This is a genomic window from Rhizobium vallis (assembly GCF_003985155.1).
Taxonomy (GTDB): Bacteria; Pseudomonadota; Alphaproteobacteria; order Rhizobiales; family Rhizobiaceae; genus Rhizobium; species Rhizobium vallis.
Window position 1 is genome coordinate 1 of the sequence record NZ_ML133716.1, and the last position, 19,548, is coordinate 19,548.

A 19,548-nucleotide genomic window follows, 5' to 3' on the forward strand; every position below is an offset into this window, starting at 1 on the left:
TTACCCCCCGCTTCGGTGTCTTGTTCCGCAACTGTAGCCCCAAGTCCCTGTAAATGCGGTAGGTTCGCTTGATGTTGGTGCCCCAACCCTCGCGTTCCAACAGCACATGCACGCGGCGATAGCCGTACCGCACACGGATCTCGCAGATCTCGCGAATACGACGTTCCAGACCGGCCTGATCAGCACGGCGAGAGGTATAGTGGTGAGTTGATCGATCGAAGTTCAACGCTCCACAAGCACGTCGGATCGAGATCGCCCAATCGCAGCACATGCCTTTCACCATCTCCCGCTTCCGAGCAGGCCTTAGAGCTTTCGGCGGATGACATCCTGCAACATCTCGCGGTCCAGCGTCAGATCCGCGACGATCTTCTTCAGGCGCGAATTCTCGTCCTCGAGCTGTTTCAGCCTCTTCATCTCCGGTGGCAGCATGCCCGCGTATTTTTTCTTCCAGTTGAAATAAGTCGCCTGGCTGATCCCCGCCTTCCTGCAGATTTCAGCAACCGACACGCCTTCATCACCTTGCTTCAGAATGAACGCCTTCTGAGCGTCCGAAAACTGCGACGCTTTCATCGTCTTCTGGTCCCTTTCCCAGCCAGGAAAATGCACCGGAAAACTCTAACCAAAATTGGTCCAGTTTGAAGGGTTCAGATCAATGGGCCGGACTCTAATCCATTCTGGAGGAAATTCTCAGTGGCAGGTCAGTGTGCACTGCCATCGAAAAGGCCAAAGCGATACCGCATCGACGCCCTGTGATGGTTTTCTTGTGTACGGACAGCGCGCAGGTACGGGACCATTTACTCGGTGTATTTCCCGATCAATCACTATCCCGAAATGCTTTCAGGCGGCCCAGGCCGGCCATTACACAGTGCATCGCTCGGAGTGGACGGCGGTATCTCTGCTCTTACAGAGATGTACCTTCTCGCCCGATGCGATACGGTAATTCGCTTTCCGCCGGCCAGCGCCTTCACGCGCTATGCCCGTCTCTTCGTGCCACGTGTTATTGAGTTTGACTTGAAAGATCCGACTCGCTTGATCTTGACTGATGAATCGTCCGAGCATGAGCCGGCTTGATGAACCGGCACTCCGCTGAACAAATTCTCGGCGCCCTCGCAGGATTGAGGAGAGGTGTTCACTGGATCGCGATGTGGGCGCAGCACGCGACGAGACAAGGCGGGGGCGCATCCTCTCCTAGCGTCTAGAGCAAATCCTGTTCAATCCGGATCATATCCAGCAGCCTTGAAGCAATTGGCGCATTCTGCGGGGGTGAAGCGGGGTATCAGGGCGCCAACTGCATCCCAGAGGGCGTCAATCTTTCGCTCTGCCCGACCTCGCAGCATCGCCTTCAGTTTGGAGAAGGCGTTCTCGATCGGATTGAAGTCTGGGCTGTAAGGGGGCAGGAACATGAGCGTGGCGCCGACACGTTCGATGGCGTCGCGTACACCCGCTGTCTTGTGAGCCGGTAGGTTGTCCATGACCACCACGTCGCCGATCTCCAGGGTAGGCCCCAATACCTGTTCGACGTAAGCCAGGAAGACAATTACCGTTCATGGCGCCATCGTAGACAAACGGCGCGGTCATCCCAGTGAGGCGCAACGCTCCGGTAAAGGTCGTTGTTTTCCAATGGCCATGTGGCACGCCAGCTCGGCAACGCTCACCTCGAAGTGCACGTCCGCGTAGCCGTGCCATCTTGGTCGAAAGGCCGGTTTCGTCGATGAAGATCAGCTTTTCTGGATCGAGATCCAGTTGGCCGTCGAACCAGACACGCCGGCGCTTTAGGACATCCGGCCGGTCCTGCTCCAGTGCGTGGGCGGTCTTTTTTCAAAGGTCCATCCGCGGCCTCGAAGCCAAGCGCCAAGTGCGCTGCGGCTGATCTTCACCTGCCGCTCGACGGACAAGCGCTCAACCATCTCATCGAGCGTCACATCCCTACGCTCGTTGATCAACGCGACAACGAATTCCTCGTGTGCATCCACTGCCGAAGGTCGTCTCCAGCCCTGTGGCCGAGCAGTTAACTCACCCTCTTTCGCTCTTGCAAACCAGCGGATCGCCGTCGAAATCCCAACTCCGAAACGAGCCGCAGCCTGTCGAGCCGACATGCCGGCCGCAGACGCTTTCAAAACCCGTATTCGAAGATCATCGCTCAGTGCTTGTCCCATCATCCACCTCTTCTCTGTGGATGTTTGAATCAGCATCGATGGACGCCGTCACATCACAATCGATTCATCGATCGCAGGACTTGCTCTAGCGCGTCCAAAGGCTTGCTGGATCATTGTTGTGAAGGGTAGCTATTGGGCGCCTTCGGTGAGTGGAAACGGCACCGCGCGCTCGACCCGCATCATTGGCATAGCAAGCTCGCACGTCGGCGATTCCGATGGGACGAGGACGTTCGCGCGCCACAGCCTCGTCGGCGCCTTAGCCGACGCCCTGCCTGATGCGAGGGCGTTCGTCGGGCTTGGTCGACAGATTGCCATCAAGCTGATGTTCGTGCTCTATGCGGTCGTGGGCGTGGCCGGAGCCGTTCTTTATTCCCGCATCCCGACACGTCTGGCAAACCGCTCGACCACAGAAGCCGCCGCCGCGCTAGGTCCTTAGCGCGCATCGTCCTTGCAACTCGCAACTCCCTCAGCCTCGACGCATTCGCAGGCGTGATAACGCCGGCTGCGAAAGACAGAAGATGCACTGTTGTAGTCTCCGGCTCCCGCCGCTGCTTGCATGACGGCTTGCGCCAGTCGTTGACAAAACTCAATTGGCCAGCCACCATTCCCGTTGCCCGGCCATTTGTAATGAGTAAGTCTGAGGTGGTGCCATGCCTCGCATGATCAGGTTCATGCTCACGCGTTTGGCGACGGGGTTCGCAATTGGATCCGCCGTGGGCTTCTTCGTTTGGCAAAATGGATTTGCCGCGGCAGGCACGGTTGAGAGTTATCTCGCGCAGGGCCTGTTCATCTACCTCTTCGCAAGCACCATCAGCATGGGTTATCTCGCGACGGCCCTGCTCCTCGAAGAATAACGCCGGACGCTCTCCGTCGCATGTTGGTGCTCGTTGCGAACGTTCGTCTGCACTTCCCTATTAAGCCCGCCAGTCCGACGGTATCCGCATGTGTCGTCAGCGCCACCGTTGATGCGGACAAGGCCTGAAGCAAGCGATGAAAACAGTCGAGATGACAAGAACAATCCCGATGAGCATGACGTCCTGGTACATTTTGCGCCTGGCCATAACGGAGCAAGCGATCGCCACATTGACGGCGGTCGAATTCCGGCGCGGTTATCGCCCTACCCCGAGGTCAGCACGCCTTCCGCAGCAGGTCGACGCTGTCGACCACGACGACCCTGCCTCTGACTTCGACCCCTGCAGGACCGAGGGCAGCGAAAGCCCGCGAAAGGGCTTCGGGCGCAACCCCCAGTTTGCCGGCCAGAATTCTCTTCCGGTAAGGCAGGCGAAAGGTGGCCTGCGATGCTGAGGCCGGGCAGCGGCTGACGAGGTAATTCGCAACACGCTGTGCAGCCGTGTGCAGCCGGTCTCCCGCTATGCAATCCATGGCACCGAGCAGATGCCGGGCCATGATGCGCATCACGTTGCGACGCATGACGGGGTCCCGGTCGGCAAGCGCCCGCAACTCCACAAGGTCGAACAACGCGACCTCTGCGCCGTCGGCGGACCATGCGCTGTAGGTGTAGGAGCCGCCTCCCGACAGGAGATATTCGCCGAACGTCTCGCCCGGTTCGCAGATGCAGATATCTGCCTGGCGCCCCGCGGATTCCGACTTCGAAAGTCGCACGAAGCCGCGCATCACGCAATAGACGAACGACGCCTGCTGGCCCTCGGCGATAATCCGCTCGTCCGGTGCGAAGATCTGGAACTGAGCCGTGTCGGCCAGTTCTTCTATCCTTGCTTTGTCCAGGCCGTGAAACAGGTCAGATCGCAAAAGTATGGGATGTCTCGATAGCATCGATCTTCCTTTCGTTTCGGCCGTGAGCGGTTCAAGGTCTTTTGCAATCGGTTTCGTCCTCGACGAGGATTCGCCAAGCTGCTCCTTCAAGGTCGTCGTACTGGCGGCTCGTCAGCGACCAGAGGAACGCCAGGAGACCCATTCCCCCCATCAGCAGTGCGATCGGCATCAGATAGATCAGCATGTTCATGTGGTTTCAACTTCCGCACGTCCGCCGGCAAGCGGCTCGCTCCGTAGGCCGGGGCGCCTGCCGAAGGCATTTAATCGCAGCGCATTCGTCACGACGATGATCGACGAAGTCGACATGGCCACCGCCGCTATCAGCGGCGTTGCCAGGCCGGCGATTGCGATCGGTACCGCAAGCACGTTGTAACCGATGGCGAGAGCAAAGTTCTGTCGAATGAGGCTGGCGGATCTTCGCGCAACGGCGATTGCCTCAGGAACGGCATCGAGACGATCGTTGAAGAAGATAAGGTCGGCAGCTTGCCTGCCGACGTCGGATGCGGTTGCGGGCGCCATCGAGACCTGCGCGGCGGCCAGCGCCGGTGCGTCGTTGATCCCGTCGCCGACCATGAGCACACGATAGCCCTCGGCGCCCAGCCTCTGGAGTTCCTCGACCTTCTGTTTCGGCGCCAGGTCGCCCAGAGCTTTGCCGATACCGAGAGCCCGCGCTGTGTTGTCGACGACGGCCTGCCTGTCGCCGGATACTATCAGCGTTTCGATACCGGCTGCAGCGAGCTGGCGGAAAGCCTCGGCGGCGCCCGGACGAAGCGTGTCGTCAAACAGGAAACGGGCGAGATCGACGCCGTTTTTCGACAGGACCACCTCCGAAAACGGAGTATCGCCCGCGGGCGTGAGCCCGGTTCCGCAGGCAAAGGCCCGGTTGCCGAGCCGATAGAAGTCCGCTCCTTTCCAGGCTTCCAGCCCCCCGCCGGCGATTTCCGTGACCCTGTCGAAGGCGAAGGGGTAAGAGATGTCTATGTCCCGCACCAGACCCTGGGAAAGCGGATGCCGTGAATGCGCCGCCATTGCGCAAACGATGGCGCTATTGCCCGCGATCGCGTCGCTTCGGACGAGGCGGGGCCGGCCCATCGTCAGGGTGCCGGTCTTGTCGAAGGCCACCATGTCCGCGTCGGCCAGTCTTTCGAGCGCCGAACCGTCCTTCACCACGATGCCCCTGCGGAAAAGTTCGCCGGCGGCGACCACCTGGACCACCGGTACAGCAAGGCCCAATGCGCAGGGGCATGTGATGATCAGCACCGCGACCGCGACCAGCATGGCCTGTTTCCAATCGCCCCCAAGCAAGCCCCAGGCGAGAAAGGAGGCCAGCGCCAACAGGTGCACGGCGGGAGAATAAAGTGCTGCGGCGCGATCGGCGACCCGGCGATAACGAGCCCTGCCGCCCTCGGCCGCTTCCATCAGGCCGATGATCTCGGAAAGAAGCGAATCCCTTGCCACTTTGGTCGCCCGCAGGACGAGCGAACCGGTCAGGTTCATCGCACCCGAATTCAGCGCGCTGCCTGCGGCGACGGCGACCGTGCTGCTTTCACCGGTGACGATGGAGAGGTCAACATCGCTCTCGCCGCTGACGATCATGCCATCGACGGGAATGCGTCGGCCGGCGGCAATCGCGATGTTATCCCCGACGGCGATCTCTTCGACCGGGATGTAGTGCCGCGACCCGTCCGGCATCATCAGCTGCGCCCCGCGCGGCGCCAGTCTGGCAAGCCCGTTGATCGCGGCGCGGGCTTTTTCCCGCATTACATGATCGAGGGTTCTGCCGATCAGCAGGAAGAACAGCAGAGACACCGACGCGTCGAACCAGGCATGTTCGCCATGGTGCATGGTTTCCCATAGGGAGACCGCATAGGACAGCGTCACTGCAAGCGAGATCGGAACATCCATGTTGGTGCGCCTACGCTTGAGCCCGCTCCAGGCCGATTTGAAGAAGAAGCGTCCACCATAAATCAGCGCCGGCGCCGCGATCATCGCCGAGATCCAGTGAAACATGTCGCGCGTGGCCGCATCGGCGCCCGACCATACCGACACCGAGAGCATCATGATGTTGGCGGCCGCAAAGCCGGAAACTCCAATCGCCAGCAGTAGCTGGTTCCGGATCCTGTCGGTTTCGGGTGCTGTCGACGTGATGAGATGGGCGCGGTATCCGGCCAAGGTGATCGCGGCGAGGATTTCGGAGGGATCGGTCGCCTTCGCCTCGATCTCTTCCTGATAGACGCAGGTGACACGCCGGGCGGTGAGATTGACCCGGGCTTTCCTGACGAACGCAAGCGCCGACAGCGCTTTTTCGAGGGTCAATATGCAGCCGCCACAGTGGACGTCGGGTACGCTGAGGTCGATCTGGCGTAACCCTGCCCCGAGCGGGTGGCTTGCAAGGCATACCTCCTCGGCGCTGGCGGATGTCGCGCTGAGGCCGAGAACGCTTTCCGCATCCATCGAGCAGCAGGTCATTGGCGGAACTCCGCGGTGTCGAAGCGTTTGGCCTCATGCATGACGACCGCCCCGTTCATTCTCGATATGGCCTCGACGATCCAGTCGCCGGCGACAACCTGGTGATCGGCTTCGAACCGCCCTTCGCCCGTCTTCCGGAGCGTCACGCGGAAATCCTCATGATCGCCGACGGGCCGTTTGAAGTTCAGCGTGACATCATCGATGATCGCAGGCGTGCCGGCCTTGTCGTGGATGTCGTAACGGATTTGGATGCCCTTAACGACGAGCGCGCCCTCGACGCCGGAGGCGGCCATTGCCTTCATCGCTGCCGCCCTGGTGTTGAATTCCTGGCTGGCCACATAGGTGTTTTCCACGACGATGCCACTCCAGCTGGACGCAGCATAGAAGGCCATGGTGGCGTTTACGGCGATCACTACGGCGAAGAATGCCGAGGTGGCAAGCAGCACGTGCAAGCCGGTAAAGCCCTGAGTAGAAGTCTTCATTTCACGTCTCCCGGCGCGTTGAACGCGGCGCGATAGCTCGCCCGGTCGGCTTGACCTATATCTTCGATGACGAAGAGGAATTCGTTGATCTCTGCCCCGTCTGGGGCGCGCGTGACGAAGACCTTGAGCGTCGTGGCCGCGTCGGGTTCGACGTGAGCGGTGAAGCTGCGGGCATCCTGCCTGCCGAACTCGGGAATGCGCATTGTGCCCCCCTCCAGCCCGACGAGGGTGATGGTCACGTCCCGCGGCTTCGGCACCATGTTGAGGACATGCAGCGTGTAGCCGTTTCGGATGGAGCCGTCGCTTTCCAGAACATATTGAGGGTTCCGGTCGTGGATAACGTTGAGCCTGAGCCGATCGCGTAAGGCGAGATGGACGACCATGGCGACGCCGATCGATGCCCAGACGACACCGTAGAAGACAATTCTTCGGCGGAAGATGATGCGCCAGTCGAAATTCCGGACAGCTGGCATGAAGCTTCCGTCGTCGTTTCGGACATTGGAGGGCTGGATGGCTGTCCGTCCTCCGTCAGTAGCAAGCGACATGTTGCTCGAATATTCCTTGAGCGTCGCATAGGCGATCAGGCCGTGTGGCTTCCCGAGCTTGTCCATGACGCCGCCACAGGCGTCGATGCAGAGGGCGCATGTGATGCATTCCATCTGCTGGCCGTCGCGGATGTCGATCCCCATCGGGCAGACGGCGACGCAGGCATTGCAGTCCACGCAATCGCCCACCGGCAGACCCTGAGCCTTCTTGCCATGGCGCGACCGCTGCTCGCCCCGCCAGTCGTTGTAGGTGACAACAAGCGAATTCTCATCCAGCATCGCGCCCTGAATGCGCGGCCACGGACACATATAGGTGCATGTCTGTTCGCGCATGAGGCCGCCAAGCACATAGGTCGTCGCGGTCAGGGTGGCGATCGTGGCATACGCAGCGGCAGGAGCGCTGCCGTCAAACAGTGAAGCCGCCAGGCTCGGCGCGTCGGCAAAATAGAAGATCCATGCTCCGCCCGTGGCGACGGCGATCAGCAACCAGATCGCGTGCTTGATCACCCGCTTCCTGAGCTTGTCGAAAGTGAAGGGGTCGGCATCGAGCTTCATCCGAGCGTTTCGGTCGCCTTCGACGGCGCGTTCGACGACGATAAAGAGATCGACCCAGACGGTCTGCGGACAGGCATAGCCACACCAGGCGCGGCCGACAGCGGCGGTGAGGAGAAAGAGGCCGAAGCCCGCCATGACGAGCAGGCCCGCCACATAGTAGAATTCCTGCGGCCAGATCTCGATGAAGAAAAAGAAGAAGCGCCGCGAGGCGAGGTCGACGAGGATTGCCTGATTGGGCGCATAGGGACCGCGGTCCCAGCGAATCCACGGCGCGAGGTAATATGTGCCAAGCGTGAGCAGCATCAAGACCCATTTGAACCGGCGAAAGGGCCCTTCGGCTCGTTTCGGAAAGATCTTCTTGCGCGGCGCATAGAGAGACTGGCGGTTGCGCCGGGCGTTGACGGGTTCGACGCGAACGTGGTCAATGTCATTTAGATTAGGGCGGGTATAGAGATTCATAGGACCTGTCCGATTTTCACCACTCTTTTCCCAGCCGTGGCGGATCCGTTCCTTGATGCAGATCAAGAACGACCGTGCAGAAGCGAAAAGGCCACGCCCCAGAGTAAGGGCGTGGCCGGAGGACAGCGGCGGAGAAACCGCTGGGACGTCCTCCACAGGAGCTGAAACTATCGGCTCGTCTGCTTGTGGTCTTTGAGGCAGATCAAACTCACCATCGAATTGCCGATTTTTGCCGGGTCGTCCTGCTCCGAAGACGCAGGCATCTGTTGGGCGCGGGCTGAGACACGCGATCGGATAACAGCACGCGGCGCGCCGTAGAGAGGGAGGATCGGATTGCGGTCGTGGGCTGTCATGTCTTTTCTCCTTACGTGCCGCCGCCGAGCGCATGAACGAAAATAGTAAGCTCGTTTACCGTTGTGTCCCCCAGGCGCGCTGCCCAGGCAGGCATTACGCCATGTTTGGGAGAGGCAACCTGACGAAGGATGGCGTCTTCACCCCGCGACTTCAGCCAGATTGCGTCGGCGAGATCCGGCGCACCCATTTCCACCTTTCCTTTGGCGTCCTCGCCGTGACATGGGGCGCAATTGTCGAAGAAAACCTGTTTTCCGGCCGCCGCCAGACCGACATCCGAGGGCGTATTGGTCAGCCCCCAGACAAAGGCGGCGACCTGCTTCATCTGGATGGGCTCCAGAACACCGGCAAAGGGCGGCATTTCGGAGGAATGGCTATCCGTATCGCCGTCGAAGCGGATGCCATGAGAGATCGTGGCCTGGATGGCATTCAGATCCCCGCCCCACAGCCAGTCGTCGTCGTTGAGATTCGGAAACCCCGGACCGCCGCTCGCTCCCGATCCATGGCAGGGCGCGCAGTTCACCTTGAAAGCGGATGCGCCGCCAGCGATCGCGAATTTACGAAGAGCAGGATCCGCGTCGATCTCCTCCACTGTCTTGGCAGCGATCAGGTCATGGAACTCCGTCTGCGATGACTTAGCGAGATTGAGGTCCTGCTGCAGCTCGGCGCGCGTTGAATAACCGAGATAGCCGTTAGTGGCGGAAGTGATCATCGGGATGGCCGGGTAAGCGATGGCGTAGCCGATCGCCCAGAGGATCGTCACGTAGAAGGTCCAGATCCACCAGCGCGGCATGGGATTGTTGAGCTCTTGGATGCCGTCCCATTCATGACCCGTCGTTTCGACGCCGCTCAGTTCATCGATATGCTTTTGCGACATCTCAATCGTCCTTCAAGGGAATATCGGCGGCATCTTTGGCCGTCTGCTTGCTACCTGGGCGAAGGGTGAGCATGACCGCGCCGACGAAGAATGCGGCCATTGCCAGGAGGCCCCAGCTGTCGGAGAAGTGTCTCATTGCAGTGTAAGTTTCCATGGATCACCTCACCGGTAGCCGGTCGCGTCGTCATAGGTCGAGAAATTAACCAGCGTTCCGAGCATCTGCAGGTAGGACACCAGCGCGTCCATCTCGGTCAGCCGGGTTGGATCGCCGTCGAGATCGCCGACATTCGCATTTGGGTAGCGCTTGAGTAGAGCCGCCGTGTCCGCGTTCGGATCGGCCTGGGCTCTCATGTCGGCCTCGGCATTCGCCAGCATGTCGTCGCTGTAAGGCACGCCCACGTCCTCATTGGCCTTGAGGTCCTCTCCGATACTCCTGACCGTCACCTCCTTCTCTTCGAGGTAGGCGTAGCTCGGCATGATTGATTCCGGCACCACGGCCCGCGGATTTGCGAGATGCTGGACGTGCCATTCGTTCGAGTAACGCCCCCCGACGCGGGCCAGATCGGGCCCTGTCCGCTTGGATCCCCATTGGAACGGGTGGTCGTACATCGATTCCGCGGCGAGCGAATAATGGCCGTAACGTTCGACCTCATCACGGAACGGCCGGATCATCTGGCTGTGGCAGAGATAGCAGCCTTCACGGATGTAGATGTTCCGTCCGGCGAGCTCTAGCGGCGTGTAGGGCCGCATGCCTTCCACTTTTTCGATCGTGTTCTGCAGGTAGAACAGCGGTGCGATTTCAACGATGCCGCCAATGCTGACGACCAGCAGCGAGCCGACCAGAAGAAGCGTCGCGTTCTTCTCGAGGGTCTTATGTTTATCAAGTAACGATGCCATGTCTCACCTCACTCGGCAGGCTGTGCCTGGGGCACCAAACTGGTCGGGATTGGCGCTTCGTCGCGCAGGTGGCCGCGGATCGTCATGAACACGTTCCAGGCCATGACGAGGCCACCCGCTAGGTAGAGTGCTCCGCCGACGGCACGCAGCACGTAATAGGGGATCATCGCCGCGACCGTTTCAGCGAAGGAATAGACGAGGAAGCCCTGGGAATTGTATTCTCGCCACATCAGCCCCTGCTGGATGCCCGCGACCCAGAGCACCGCGGCGTAGATCACGATCCCGAGCGTCGCGAGCCAGAAGTGCCAGTTGACCATCCGCAGGCTGTAGAGGCGCTCGCGCCCCCACAGTTTCGGCGTCAGGTAGTATATCGCCCCGAAGGTGATCATACCCACCCAGCCAAGTGCTCCGGAATGCACGTGACCGATCGTCCATTCGGTATAGTGGCTGAGCGAATTGACCGCCTTTATCGACATCATCGGGCCTTCGAAGGTCGACATCCCATAAAATGCGATGGCGACGATCATCATCCGGATGATCGGGTCGGTGCGAATTTTGTCCCAGGCGCCCGAAAGGGTCATCAAACCGTTGATCATGCCGCCCCAGGAGGGCATCCAGAGCATGACGGAGAAGACCATTCCGAGCGTCTGCGCCCAGTCAGGCAGCGCCGTGTAATGCAGATGATGCGGGCCGGCCCAGATATACATGAAGATCAGGGCCCAGAAGTGGATGATCGACAGCCGGTAGGAATAAACCGGCCGGTTGGCCTGCTTCGGCACAAAATAGTACATCATCCCCAGGAAGCCGGCGGTGAGGAAGAAGCCGACGGCGTTGTGGCCGTACCACCATTGGGTGAGTGCATCCTGGACGCCGGAGAAGAGAGAATAGCTCTTGGAGCCGAGGAACGACGCCGGAACAGCGAGGTTGTTGACCACATGCAGCATCGCAATGGTGACTATGAAGCTGAGATAGAACCAGTTTGCCACGTAGATATGCGGCTCTTTGCGCTTCAGGATCGTTCCGAGATAGACGGCCAGATAGGCGACCCAGACGATGGTAAGCCACAGGTCGACGTACCATTCGGGCTCGGCATATTCGCGCGACTGATTGATGCCGATCACGTAGCCGGTCGCAGCCATCACGATGAACAGCTGGTAGCCCCAGAAGACGAACCAGGCGAGTGTTCCTCCGAAGAGACGCGCGCGACAGGTGCGTTGCACCACATAGAAGGATGTCATGATCAGCGCGTTGCCGCCGAAGGCGAAGATCACCGCCGATGTGTGAACCGGCCGCAATCTTCCGAAATTCCAATAGGGCGCGATGTTGAGGTCGGGAAAGGCGAGCTGCAGCGCGATGATCACGCCGACGAGGAAGCCGACGACGCCCCAGAACACCGTAGCGATCAGGCCGTAGCGGATTACCTCGTCGCAATAGCCCGTAAGCTCTGTTTTGCGCTGTTGGCCCGTCGGCGAAAACTCTGCGTTTCTGACAAGCAGCAGCGTTCCCGCAACCAGGCAGAGGCAAAGTATACCCATATGGACTGCAAACAGATGATCGTGCGCGAATGCGGCCGCGAGCAGCGCCAGAAACGCTGCGACCGCGATCACCATCGTTTCTGTCGTGTAATTCATGATGTCGTCTCCAGTGCGCAGACGACCGCCTCGCGGCCGGCTTTCTCGGATTTCGAGGCAGGACTGTCACGAAGACGGGAACGGCTCCTTGATCTACATCAACAAGCGGACTGGAAGCGGTGGACGAACCGACGTTGTTACACTCTGTTGCAAACTTCCCCCTTTGGCACCGCCCGCTTACTCCCGTGTGACGCAGCTGCTTTCTACCGCACCCACTGCCACAAGGGGCGATGAAGATGCTGTGCAGAACAACCACGCGTTCGACAATGGCGCGAAGGGGCGCGAAGCCATACATGCCGGCCAATCCCTCTCTTCGCTGTTCGTAGGCTCGGCGGCCGAGGCCGTCGCAGCCGGTAAGGCGATTTGGTGGGAGGGTGATAAGCAACCATCTTGTCCAGGTGGAAGAAGGTGTCGTGCGCCTGCTTCGTATCATCGGCGAAAGATCGTCGGGTGATAATCGCTCTTCAATTCGCCGGCGATCTCAACGGCGCGTCGCTGCAAAACGATTTCCTATTTACGGCTGAGGCCGTCACGAAATGCAAGATCCGCCGGATATCGCACATGAGTTTCCACGGGGAAGTCGCTCGGTCTAATGCGCTCGCTCGACCTAGCTCTCGTTGCTCTGGCAGGAGGCGGCCGCTTCGCATGAACAGATGGTGCTGTTGCCGAAGAAGAACGCCGAGGAGCGCCCCTGCAGCTTCATCGTGAAGCTTGCATTCCGGCGCAACCCGCGTCCGCCAAGGTCCGTTGCGCGTTTCCATGAATCGTCAAGACATTGCGGATCATCTCGGCCTGACCATTGAGACCCTGGCCCACACCGTTACGAAACTTGCGTCGCGCAACATCGTTATTCCCGAGGGCAGGCACGACCTGCGGAACGTCAATCTTGCCCGCTGGTACGGTTATCGGGCGACACTGATGATTTTTCCGAGGATTTCTGTCAGAGGGTAAACCTCAACACACGCGACAAGCCGCGGGATCGACATTCATGCCCTCCGCGAACTTCTCGACGCGATATGAGCTCAGTCACGGCAATCCTAAGCTGTTCAGCAGCGCCGACGTTCGCCGAGCGTGCTTGTCCTTCGGTGATTCCTACATCGCTTGCAGGCTGCCATGTCCCTCGCAAGGGCGCTGGGCAAGCAGGCAAAAATTGGGACCTTCTGCCTTTTTTCCCCGAATTTGACGGGCGTCAAAGAGCCCAATTCCGGCATCTGCTAAGACACATTCATGAGGCTGATTGGGTCTCGCAGAAAAGGAGCTTGCAAATGCGGTTAAAATTCGGTCTGATCGCTGCAGCGGCAGCCTTGATTGTTTCGGCAGCGCCGTTGATGGCGGCCGACCACCAGGTTCGGATGCTCAACAAAGGCACGGAAGGCGCGATGGTGTTCGAGCCTGGCTTCCTGAAGATCGCCCCCGGCGACACCGTCACCTTCATCCCCACCGACAAGGGCCACAACGTCGAAACCTTCAAAGGCCTCATTCCGGATGGCGTTGCCGACTTCAAGTCAAAGCCGAATGAGCTATATCGCGCGAAATTCGATGTTCCAGGCGTCTATGTCCTGAAATGCACCCCACATTCCGGCATGGGCATGGTTGCCCTGATCCAGGTGGGTGACAGTCCGCCCAATCTCGAAGCGATCAAGACTGCAAAGGTGCCGAACATGGTGCGCAAGCGGCTCGATGCCGACCTCACAAACATCACCCAGTGAGACACAGCAGGTGCGGATGACCGCGCAGCCCATGACGATGGCTTTCGTGGCAGCTGTTTGCCTCGCCAGGAGCAGCTGATGCTCAGTGAGCATCGAGCAGAGCCAGGCGCTGTCAGGCAAGACGTCCAAGGCAGTGGTCGGACACGGTTGTCGGCAAAGCCGATGCCGAAACCTGGTGGGACCGTCGAGAAAGTGAATGTGGCCTGTGAAAAGAGCTATGATCTGCACGGCAGACCTGTGAAGGAACGCGTGGGCAAGATCACTAGCCCGGCGGCAATCTCGCTGACGACGAATATAACGAGGTCGTTTTTTTGCGCGGCAGTCGCGAAGGAGATGCCAGCCAAAACCCGGGGTCTCGTTCTGGTTACCCAAGAATTGCACGGAAGGCGCCGTCGAACGTTTGATCGAAATCCCCGCGGCAGGCAAGTCCTACAACTAGGAGACCCCTGCCTCGTCCTTCGACGTGCTCGAACAACCGCGTTCGTGAGAGGGCGAGAGCCGTCGATCATGTGGCGCTCGGTAGCTCACCTCGCGAAAAGGCTCCTTCAGGCGCCTGCGCGGCCGCCATAATCGCGATGGGCACAACTCTGCGGACCGGCGCTTGCCCACGCCACCTTAAAGGTTCGACGTCAGTCGCCAACGATACCCTGGGCCGGGGCCTGCCGAGATCGAGCTGTATTTGAATGAGCCGAAAAGCTCGACGATAACGACCTCGACGTCCAGGCGGTGATACGGGCGCCCATCTACTTGTGACAGGGCGGCCCGATGACCGTATTTGTGAGTGCGCCCGCCCTGCTTCACACGAACTTGCGACGTCGATCCTCCTCGACGTGCCGTTGTCGACGGGACTCCTGGGAAGATAACTGCAGGGTCCTCGATCGAGAAACGGGAACTCGATGTCTTCTCGCGCGGCCTTTGATGCGTTTCGTGTCGCCGGAACCGATGCACACTTCCGGCGACAAGTACTAGGCTGCCTTGCTGTGCGTGTGCCCGTGCGAGCTAAAATAGGCGTCGAATGCCGCCGCGACTGCACGGACCATGAAGCGCGCCTCCTCGCATACGACAATCCGCTCACCGCTGATCGTCACGACGCCGTCGGCCATGAGCTCGCCGAGACGGTCGTTGCGCTCGACAAGGAAGCCGGTGTCGAAACCCGATCCGCTGCTCAACTGGCCGAGATCGGCTTCGAAATCGCACATCAGCCTCTCGATGACCCTCGCCCGAAGCTTGTCCTCCTCGCTGAGAAGATATCCCTTGGCGGTCGGCAGCACCCCGAAGGCAATTCGCTCGGCATAGAGGCCGAGAGGCACGTGGTTCTGCATATAGCCGGCCGGCAGCCGCCCGATCGCAGATGCGCCGAGGCCGATCAGGCTATCGCAATCATCCGTGGTATAGCCCTGGAAGTTTCTCCTCAGCGTTCTGTTGCGCGCGGCGAGCGCCAACTGATCGTTCGGCAGTGCAAAATGATCGAGCCCAATGCGCAGATATCCGGCCTTCTGGAGCTCCTCGGCGATCACTTCCGCCTGCTCGTTCCGCTGTTTTGCGTCCGGCAGCGATGCTTCGTCGATCAGGCGCTGATGTTTCTTAAAAGCGGGTATGTGAGCGTAACCGAAAACGGCGAAACGTTCGGGACGCAGTTCTGCAGCCAGCCGGACCGTCTCGATGCAAGATTGGACAGTCTATTTCGGAAGGCCATAAATTAGGTCGAAGTTGATGCTGCTGACGCCTGCTGAGCGCAACCCGGCGACCGCCCTTTCCGTCTGCTCAAAGGATTGCAGCCGCTTGATACCGGCCTGCACGATCGGATCGTAGCTCTGGACGCCGAGGCTTGCGCGGTCGACGCCGTTTTCGGCGAGCGCATCGATCATGGGGGCGACCAATGTGCGAGGGTCGATCTCGACTGCGACGCCGGCTTTCGCTTCAAACGTGAAGGCACTCCTGAGCTTTGCCATTAGAGCCGAAAATTCCTGCGGCTTCATGACCGACGGCGTGCCGCCGCCGAAATGCACGTACTTGACGGGCACGTCGTTTCCGGCCGCAAAAGAGACGAGCTCGATCTCTTCCTTCATCACGTCGAGATAGTCGGCGACCGGAGCGTCTTGCCGGGTGATGGTCGTGTGGCAGCCGCAGTACCAGCATATCGAACGGCAGAACGGGACGTGGAGATAAACCGAAACCGGGCCAGCCGCGGCGATATGGGCGAGATTGCCGGCATATTCATCCGGCCCCACGGCTGCAGAAAAAGCCGCCGCCGTCGGGTAACTCGTATAACGCGGAACCCGCGCATCGCCGTATTTGGCGATCAGATCATCAGACATTTTCGCATCCCTTTTCAAAACAGGATGCTTTATGACCTCCGGCCGCGCCGGCTTCCTTGTCCCAAATCAATGATGACGTCTCAGGCCAGAATCAGCCGGATCTTTGTCCGCTGTGAAAGTCAGCACTTTCGAACCCGCCTAACATCTCGTTCTGACATGGGTCGAGCCGCGGTCCCGGCTGTTCGAAGAGACGTGCCACAAGGAAATGAGCAAGAATGACTGATACGCAAAACGGGTGAAACAAATTGGTGTCCGCGTGCTGTCGCCGGTCGAGCCATCCCACGGTTTCGGCTCGCTCCATGCGCTGGCCCCCGGCGATAGTTTGTTGATCGCCAGTGGAACTGGTGCCGGCCTAACGGCGGGAATCTCGAGCGAAGCCTACCGAAACGCGGAAGTCGTGGTCGTTTTCCAATTCCACAGGCCCTCGCCGCGGCCGCCGACGTGATCGTCAAGGTGCGCCTCGATCAATGAGGTCGCCCTGCTGTCGCCTGAAAAGACGCTAATCGCTTTCTTCTATCCCGCAGCCAACAATGAGTTGCTCAAGCGGGCTCTGCATTCGGGCGCGAATATAAGCGCCATAGACATGGTCCCGCGCATCAGCCGTGCACAGAAGATGAATGGGAAAGATCGGGGTTACCGGGCGGTCATCGAAGCGAGTGCGAACTTCAGGTGTTTCTTCACCGGGCAGATCACCGCGCGGTATTTCTAGGGTCTCCTCAGTTTTACGTCGCCTTGAGGTCCGTCAGCACCTTGTCAAAAGCATCCTTGACCGGCTTTGAGATTTCCTCCACCGCCCTGCTTGAGAGCACCCGGACTTCCTTGGCGTGCTGCAAACTTGTCTCAACGCGCTTGCGGAAAAAGGTCGACTGCTGTTCGAGGATCTGCGACGGCGAATTCGCGCCCAGCAAAGCTTGCAAATGTGAGAAGCTGGCCTCGGCGTCGGCCTGCAGTGCAGCGATCGTCTTCCACCACAATTCGTTGCCGAATAGACTTGTCGTTTCGAGGATCGGAGGCAGCATTTTCTGTGTCGCTTCAGCGCCGGACGCAAGTTTCAAAAGAGCCTCTGTCACCTTCTTGTTCCCCTTTTCAACAGATGCGCCGAACTGATCTGGCACCTTGAGCGACGATGACCCCGGGTTTTCGATCGTTTCAAAGGATCTTTCGGAAATCTTGGTCATTGCATTTTCCTTCTCTTTGAGTTGGTTGCAAGCTGTGACATCGGGATTGACCCTTCCGCCGGCGGATGCATGGCCGCTTGGTAGAACGCGGATCCGATGACGAACGGTCAGGTGGCCTCCGTTCCGTTCGTTTCATGAACCGGCATCATGCAGACTGCTTTCTGCCGCTTGTAACCAGGGATCAGCAAACACCATGCCAACTGCTCCGACGCGCCAAGAAGATGATTTTCTTTTATCAATGGGCGGGTTGAGGGCAGGTTGATGTGTATTTGACGGAGAGACCGGCGAACAAAACGTTCCAATCACGACAAACCTGACAAAAGTGGCGGATGCCCGACATTTGCGAGAAATGTCGACGGTTGCGCTGGGGACAAGGGAATTAGCATGTAATTCAACCGCGCTCAGGATCGTCCTGTGTCGGATCGTATTGAGCCTGCGGGGTGGAAAGTGGCGTTGCGGTCCTCGCCGCAAGTGCCTCCGTCAGCTGCGCACTGGTGCTTACCTTGACGGTCAGCTTGCGCGAGACATTGCGTGCAATTGCAGTGCCTTCTTTGCACCGGCCGCCATTGATTAGAACCGCCGCATCCGCGGATCAGGCATGGGACACGAACGGCACGATCTGTGGCGATCCAATCGCGGGGCATCTGCCTTGGCAACCGGATAAGTTCATCGCCGAGGGCGACGAGACAGCGATCGCCACTTCGCGCTTTTAAAAAAGTCCTATTGAAAGAAGCGACGAACTAGCCACCATCGCAGCGCTAACTTTGTGGATGGAATGCCACACGAAGTAACTACGTTCGTTCGTTTGCGCAGACGACGAGCAGCAGGAGACAACAAACGATCTGAAGGTAACAGCGTTGACTTGTTCGCGAGATCACGCAGTAACCTTGTCTGCCGCGACATGGGTCTGACAGTTCTTCGGGCAGACGCGCGCGCAGGCGCCGCAACCAATGCAGCGGCCGGCCTCATCGACAACCATGATCATACGATTGAGCTCGCCATCGAAGTCTTCCTCCTCGTCGTCGCAGATGCCGAGGATTTCACCCGCTTCACCGACGCCATAGAGGTGCATGACTTCGCGAGAGCAGGCTTTGAAGCATCGGCCACAGCCGATGCAGGTTGTAGCATCGATGCAGGTCAGGTACTCCGGCACCCAGCTGGAGCCGTCGCGCGTGACGAAAGGGCCAGTCATCGTGAATTCTCCAATGCAGCGAGCTCTTCCTTCGCAGCGTTCAACTCGGCGAAGGCGTCGAACGTCTCTCCTGCAATGGTCTTGATTCTAGCCCAATTAATCGGAAGGTCCTCGGCAAGATCGTGCAACTCCATCTTCGCAGCGGCGGCGCGGGACTGCAGCTTGCGGACCTTCTTCAGCTGCTCCACAATGTCTGACATGATCTCTTTCCTCGAAAATTGATTTCATGATGCCCGCGCCACGTCGGGATAGGTTTCGATAACTTCAATAGCGTCATCGACCATTTTCGTGCCGGTCTCGGCGAGCTTGCCTAGCGTCTCAAAGCCGAACCGGTGGACATCGCGCAGGGTCTTCGACAGAACGACCAACCGTCCAGTCGTGAAAAGCAAGCGGCCGAAGCCCTCATGGCCGATCGTCATGATCGGCGATGCCAACAGGCCTGTGCACTCTTCGATCACAAGCCCCACGCAACTGTAAAAATTCTGTAGCCTCCACAGCACATCAGGATCGGGATCGCCTATGATCGGGATCTTACGGCGCTGCTCCTTGGTGAGGATGAAGTCGGCCAGCAGGTCAGCGTCCGATTTGCCTTCCCACGCCCCATGGGCATCCTGAGCGCGGATGAGCCTTATGAGGCATCTGAGAAAAGGGGTGGCGAGATCCCCATCCTCGTTGACAGCAGGGCCATCCGTACTTCCTGTCAATGTACCCATGTCCTAGTCCTCCTCATCGAAAGGCTTCTTTTCGGTGGCGCCTGCTTCGGTCAGCGCCGTGAAGCTCGTGCGCCAGAGCGTTGGACCTGAAGAAGCCGATCCTCGGTTGTCCCAGGAATTGCCCTCACAGCCGAGAGGCCCATGGATCAGGTGCGCGACGTCGGTGATCGGCTGCAGCACGATCTTGGCGCCATCGAAAGCGCATCCGCCGGCTGCCGCCCC

The 19,548-nt window shown here is 59.4% G+C and carries 18 protein-coding genes and 6 pseudogenes; 6 read left to right on the top strand and 18 right to left on the bottom strand.

What is annotated here, in order from left to right; translation table 11 throughout:
* A pseudogene (locus tag EFQ99_RS33875) lies at positions 1-570 on the bottom strand (IS3-like element ISRel21 family transposase); the annotation flags it as partial.
* A 125-nt stretch (positions 571-695) separates the two neighbouring features.
* On the opposite strand from EFQ99_RS33875, the pseudogene EFQ99_RS33880 reads away from it, so the two are divergent.
* Positions 696-1,071, top strand: a pseudogene (locus tag EFQ99_RS33880) (nodulation protein NodZ); the annotation flags it as partial.
* A gap of 140 nt (positions 1,072-1,211) precedes the next feature.
* Here the strand turns inward: EFQ99_RS33880 and EFQ99_RS33885 are convergent.
* Positions 1,212-2,156 (bottom strand): annotated as a pseudogene (locus EFQ99_RS33885) (IS630 family transposase).
* A 118-nt stretch (positions 2,157-2,274) separates the two neighbouring features.
* Between EFQ99_RS33885 and EFQ99_RS33890 the strand changes: the two are divergent.
* Positions 2,275-2,592 carry a hypothetical protein gene (locus EFQ99_RS33890; protein WP_018247218.1) on the top strand — a complete coding sequence of 106 codons (318 nt, stop codon included), beginning with the start codon at positions 2,275-2,277 and terminating at the stop codon, positions 2,590-2,592.
* Between the two features lie 214 nt (positions 2,593-2,806).
* Positions 2,807-3,010, top strand: a complete 204-nt coding sequence (locus EFQ99_RS33895) for a hypothetical protein (protein ID WP_004674430.1) — start codon at positions 2,807-2,809, stop codon at positions 3,008-3,010.
* Between the two features lie 274 nt (positions 3,011-3,284).
* Here EFQ99_RS33895 and EFQ99_RS33900 read toward each other — a convergent pair whose 3' ends face one another.
* The 10 genes from EFQ99_RS33900 to ccoN form a co-directional block, all read right to left on the bottom strand.
* Positions 3,285-3,950: a Crp/Fnr family transcriptional regulator gene (locus tag EFQ99_RS33900; protein WP_004674428.1), complete on the bottom strand. Its 666-nt coding sequence runs from the start codon at positions 3,948-3,950 to the stop codon at positions 3,285-3,287.
* Between the two features lie 31 nt (positions 3,951-3,981).
* Positions 3,982-4,140 (bottom strand): cbb3-type cytochrome oxidase assembly protein CcoS, encoded by a 159-nt coding sequence (gene ccoS / locus EFQ99_RS33905; protein WP_004674425.1) that lies wholly within the window; start codon positions 4,138-4,140, stop codon positions 3,982-3,984.
* Positions 4,137-6,419, bottom strand: a complete 2,283-nt coding sequence (locus tag EFQ99_RS33910; protein WP_004674422.1) for a cation-translocating P-type ATPase — start codon at positions 6,417-6,419, stop codon at positions 4,137-4,139. Before EFQ99_RS33910 ends, ccoS begins: the two co-directional genes overlap by 4 nt.
* Complete coding sequence (locus tag EFQ99_RS33915) at positions 6,416-6,901, bottom strand: FixH family protein (protein ID WP_004674419.1); 486 nt, start codon at positions 6,899-6,901, stop codon at positions 6,416-6,418. The genes EFQ99_RS33910 and EFQ99_RS33915 overlap by 4 nt, the downstream gene beginning before the upstream one ends.
* Entirely contained in the window at positions 6,898-8,460 is a 1,563-nt protein-coding gene (gene ccoG, locus EFQ99_RS33920; protein ID WP_097603673.1) for a cytochrome c oxidase accessory protein CcoG, read from the bottom strand. The genes EFQ99_RS33915 and ccoG overlap by 4 nt, the downstream gene beginning before the upstream one ends.
* Positions 8,461-8,627: 167 nt before the next feature.
* Positions 8,628-8,813 (bottom strand): hypothetical protein, encoded by a 186-nt coding sequence (locus EFQ99_RS33925; RefSeq protein ID WP_004674416.1) that lies wholly within the window; start codon positions 8,811-8,813, stop codon positions 8,628-8,630.
* 11 nt (positions 8,814-8,824) lie between these two features.
* Positions 8,825-9,688 carry a cytochrome-c oxidase, cbb3-type subunit III gene (gene ccoP / locus EFQ99_RS33930; RefSeq protein WP_004674413.1) on the bottom strand — a complete coding sequence of 288 codons (864 nt, stop codon included), beginning with the start codon at positions 9,686-9,688 and terminating at the stop codon, positions 8,825-8,827.
* Between the two features lies 1 nt (position 9,689).
* Positions 9,690-9,842 (bottom strand): cbb3-type cytochrome c oxidase subunit 3, encoded by a 153-nt coding sequence (locus EFQ99_RS33935; RefSeq protein ID WP_004674411.1) that lies wholly within the window; start codon positions 9,840-9,842, stop codon positions 9,690-9,692.
* 8 nt (positions 9,843-9,850) lie between these two features.
* A complete protein-coding gene (gene ccoO / locus EFQ99_RS33940) occupies positions 9,851-10,585 on the bottom strand; it encodes a cytochrome-c oxidase, cbb3-type subunit II (RefSeq protein WP_071090629.1) in 735 nt (244 codons plus the stop codon).
* Between the two features lie 8 nt (positions 10,586-10,593).
* Positions 10,594-12,216, bottom strand: a complete 1,623-nt coding sequence (ccoN, locus tag EFQ99_RS33945; RefSeq protein ID WP_004674403.1) for a cytochrome-c oxidase, cbb3-type subunit I — start codon at positions 12,214-12,216, stop codon at positions 10,594-10,596.
* Positions 12,217-12,457: 241 nt separating this feature from the next.
* On the opposite strand from ccoN, the pseudogene EFQ99_RS35305 reads away from it, so the two are divergent.
* Positions 12,458-13,175: pseudogene (locus EFQ99_RS35305) on the top strand (cyclic nucleotide-binding domain-containing protein); the annotation flags it as partial.
* Between the two features lie 306 nt (positions 13,176-13,481).
* Positions 13,482-13,925, top strand: coding sequence for a pseudoazurin (locus EFQ99_RS33955; RefSeq protein WP_004674399.1), 444 nt, complete (start codon positions 13,482-13,484; stop codon positions 13,923-13,925).
* 965 nt (positions 13,926-14,890) lie between these two features.
* Here EFQ99_RS33955 and hemN read toward each other — a convergent pair.
* A pseudogene (hemN, locus tag EFQ99_RS33970) lies at positions 14,891-16,243 on the bottom strand (oxygen-independent coproporphyrinogen III oxidase).
* 478 nt (positions 16,244-16,721) lie between these two features.
* On the opposite strand from hemN, the gene EFQ99_RS33980 reads away from it, so the two are divergent.
* The gene (locus EFQ99_RS33980; protein WP_225880318.1) at positions 16,722-16,952 is read left to right on the top strand and encodes an NAD(P) transhydrogenase subunit alpha; all 231 of its coding nucleotides are present in this window, start codon (positions 16,722-16,724) and stop codon (positions 16,950-16,952) included.
* Between the two features lie 13 nt (positions 16,953-16,965).
* Here the strand turns inward: EFQ99_RS33980 and EFQ99_RS33985 are convergent, their stop codons facing one another.
* The 5 genes and pseudogenes from EFQ99_RS33985 to EFQ99_RS34010 all read right to left on the bottom strand — a co-directional run.
* Positions 16,966-17,421 carry a phasin gene (locus EFQ99_RS33985; RefSeq protein WP_012489581.1) on the bottom strand — a complete coding sequence of 152 codons (456 nt, stop codon included), beginning with the start codon at positions 17,419-17,421 and terminating at the stop codon, positions 16,966-16,968.
* A gap of 874 nt (positions 17,422-18,295) precedes the next feature.
* A complete protein-coding gene (gene fdxB / locus EFQ99_RS33995; protein WP_004677870.1) occupies positions 18,296-18,613 on the bottom strand; it encodes a ferredoxin III, nif-specific in 318 nt (105 codons plus the stop codon).
* On the bottom strand, positions 18,610-18,813 hold the full coding sequence (locus tag EFQ99_RS34000; RefSeq protein WP_009991124.1) for a CCE_0567 family metalloprotein: 204 nt from the start codon (positions 18,811-18,813) through the stop codon (positions 18,610-18,612). Before EFQ99_RS34000 ends, fdxB begins: the two co-directional genes overlap by 4 nt.
* A 24-nt stretch (positions 18,814-18,837) precedes the next feature.
* A complete protein-coding gene (locus EFQ99_RS34005) occupies positions 18,838-19,326 on the bottom strand; it encodes a NifX-associated nitrogen fixation protein (protein ID WP_012489584.1) in 489 nt (162 codons plus the stop codon).
* 18 nt (positions 19,327-19,344) lie between these two features.
* Positions 19,345-19,548: pseudogene (locus EFQ99_RS34010) on the bottom strand (nitrogenase component 1); the annotation flags it as partial.

Bases quoted from the DNA above. Each gene is read 5' to 3' on its own strand.
- EFQ99_RS33895 (WP_004674430.1), top strand. From the start codon at position 2,807: ATGCCTCGCATGATCAGGTTCATGCTCACGCGTTTGGCGACGGGGTTC.
- EFQ99_RS33900 (WP_004674428.1), bottom strand. From the start codon at position 3,950: ATGCTATCGAGACATCCCATACTTTTGCGATCTGACCTGTTTCACGGC.
- ccoS (WP_004674425.1), bottom strand. From the start codon at position 4,140: ATGAACATGCTGATCTATCTGATGCCGATCGCACTGCTGATGGGGGGA.
- EFQ99_RS33910 (WP_004674422.1), bottom strand. From the start codon at position 6,419: ATGACCTGCTGCTCGATGGATGCGGAAAGCGTTCTCGGCCTCAGCGCG.
- EFQ99_RS33915 (WP_004674419.1), bottom strand. From the start codon at position 6,901: ATGAAGACTTCTACTCAGGGCTTTACCGGCTTGCACGTGCTGCTTGCC.
- ccoG (WP_097603673.1), bottom strand. From the start codon at position 8,460: ATGAATCTCTATACCCGCCCTAATCTAAATGACATTGACCACGTTCGC.
- EFQ99_RS33925 (WP_004674416.1), bottom strand. From the start codon at position 8,813: ATGACAGCCCACGACCGCAATCCGATCCTCCCTCTCTACGGCGCGCCG.
- ccoP (WP_004674413.1), bottom strand. From the start codon at position 9,688: ATGTCGCAAAAGCATATCGATGAACTGAGCGGCGTCGAAACGACGGGT.
- EFQ99_RS33935 (WP_004674411.1), bottom strand. From the start codon at position 9,842: ATGGAAACTTACACTGCAATGAGACACTTCTCCGACAGCTGGGGCCTC.
- ccoO (WP_071090629.1), bottom strand. From the start codon at position 10,585: ATGGCATCGTTACTTGATAAACATAAGACCCTCGAGAAGAACGCGACG.
- ccoN (WP_004674403.1), bottom strand. From the start codon at position 12,216: ATGAATTACACGACAGAAACGATGGTGATCGCGGTCGCAGCGTTTCTG.
- EFQ99_RS33955 (WP_004674399.1), top strand. From the start codon at position 13,482: ATGCGGTTAAAATTCGGTCTGATCGCTGCAGCGGCAGCCTTGATTGTT.
- EFQ99_RS33985 (WP_012489581.1), bottom strand. From the start codon at position 17,421: ATGACCAAGATTTCCGAAAGATCCTTTGAAACGATCGAAAACCCGGGG.
- fdxB (WP_004677870.1), bottom strand. From the start codon at position 18,613: ATGACTGGCCCTTTCGTCACGCGCGACGGCTCCAGCTGGGTGCCGGAG.
- EFQ99_RS34000 (WP_009991124.1), bottom strand. From the start codon at position 18,813: ATGTCAGACATTGTGGAGCAGCTGAAGAAGGTCCGCAAGCTGCAGTCC.
- EFQ99_RS34005 (WP_012489584.1), bottom strand. From the start codon at position 19,326: ATGGGTACATTGACAGGAAGTACGGATGGCCCTGCTGTCAACGAGGAT.